The sequence below is a fragment of the Agromyces binzhouensis genome (assembly GCF_004135055.1).
Taxonomy (GTDB): domain Bacteria; phylum Actinomycetota; class Actinomycetes; order Actinomycetales; family Microbacteriaceae; genus Agromyces; species Agromyces binzhouensis.
Genome location: NZ_SDPL01000580.1, coordinates 1 through 1,486 on the forward strand (window position 1 = coordinate 1; position 1,486 = coordinate 1,486).

Consider the following 1,486-nt stretch of genomic DNA (forward strand, 5'->3'; position numbering starts at 1 on the left):
GAGCTGCGGCGCCGCTGAGCAGGGCGCCGGCCGACCGCTAGGCCGCCTCGACCGGCTTCGGTCCCGGGCGCTGCCCGGCGTCGGTGCGCTCGAGGTCGAGCACGATGCCGCCGCCCGAGTTCGCGCCGCGCATGAGGTCCTCGATCCACTCCCGGTCGAGCTCGCCCGCCTCGGGCGACTCGAACACGAACCGGAGCGGGATCGCGGGGTGCAGCCACAGCGAACTGCGGCCGCGCGTCGAACCGTCGACGTGACGCCATGACAGGGTGAAGCTCTCGTTGCGACGGAGCTTCGTCGTGATGGCGATCTTCAGGTGGGCGAGTGCGCGGTCGTCGATCTCGATCGGCGTTCCGGCGTCGCCGTAATACAGGGTTCCCACGGCAGAACACTAACCCCCACGCGGGTACCGGCGAAATCACCTGTCACGGCGACCTCACGGGCCACTCCCAGCCTGGTCCCCCGAACCCGTTCCGGCCTCGAACCGCACGTCATCGGGTGACTTGTCGGGCCTGAGCCCTCGCCACCGCGGATGCCGCGCCACCCCCGTGCGCGTCCACTCCCCGAATCCGATCTCGCCGACGATCTCGGGCCGGACCCAGACGGCGTCCGCGGCATCGGCCGCGGGCACCTCGATGAACGGCGACGCGTCCGTCGCGAGTCCGTCGAGCACCCCCTGCAACCTCTCGGTCTCGCGCTCGCGGAGGCCCGATCCGACCCGGCCCGCGTATCGCAGCCCGTCGGGGGTCGGCACGCCGACGAGCAGCGAGCGGATGCGGCCGACCCGTGTCCCCTCCCCCATCCGGTACCCGCCGATGACGACCTCCTGCGTCTGCGAGAGCTTGACCTTGACCCAGTCGTCGCTCCGGACGCCGGGCGAGTAGCGCGAGGTGCGCCGCTTGGCGACGATGCCCTCGAGTCCGAGCCGTTCCGCCTCCTCGAGCGCGACCGCCGGGTCGAGTTCGACGACGGGCGGGACGTCGACGGGTGCGTCGGCGTTCGGTCGCACGAGGCGTTCGAGCCGTTCGCGCCGCCGGATGTACGGTTCGTCGACCGTCGGCGTCCCCGCGACCTCGAGCACGTCGAACAGGTGCAGTCGAACCGGCACGGATGCCGCGGCCGCGGCGATCTCGCGCGGCCTGCCGAGGTTCATCCGCCGCTGCAGCAGGCCGAAGTCGGGGCGCCCCTCCTCATCGAGCGCGACGATCTCGCCGTCGACGACGGCGTCGGCACGGAGTGCGGACGCGAGGGCCGCGAGCTCGGGATAGGTCGCGGTCCGGTCGATCGAGTTGCGGCTCACGAGCCGGACGACGCCGTCGTCGACGCGGACGATCACGCGGATCCCGTCCCACTTCCACTCGATCGCCCAGTCGTCGCCCGCGACGAGGCCTGCCGTGCCGGGGACCGCGAGCATCGGCTTCGGCACGGGGTCGCGCTGCCCCGCTCCGGCGTCGCGCCGCCCCGCGGCCCGTGCCTCCGTCGTGTCCGG

General features: G+C 72.8%; 2 protein-coding genes. Both read right to left on the bottom strand.

Annotation, left to right across the window (positions count from 1 at the left end):
- Positions 1–37 precede the first annotated feature (37 nt).
- Positions 38–379, bottom strand: a complete 342-nt coding sequence (locus ESO86_RS16865) for a DUF7882 family protein (protein WP_129235950.1) — start codon at positions 377–379, stop codon at positions 38–40.
- A 54-nt stretch (positions 380–433) separates the two neighbouring features.
- On the bottom strand, positions 434–1,486 hold a 1,053-nt coding region (gene ligD / locus ESO86_RS16870; RefSeq protein WP_207207204.1), incomplete at its 5' end, for a non-homologous end-joining DNA ligase.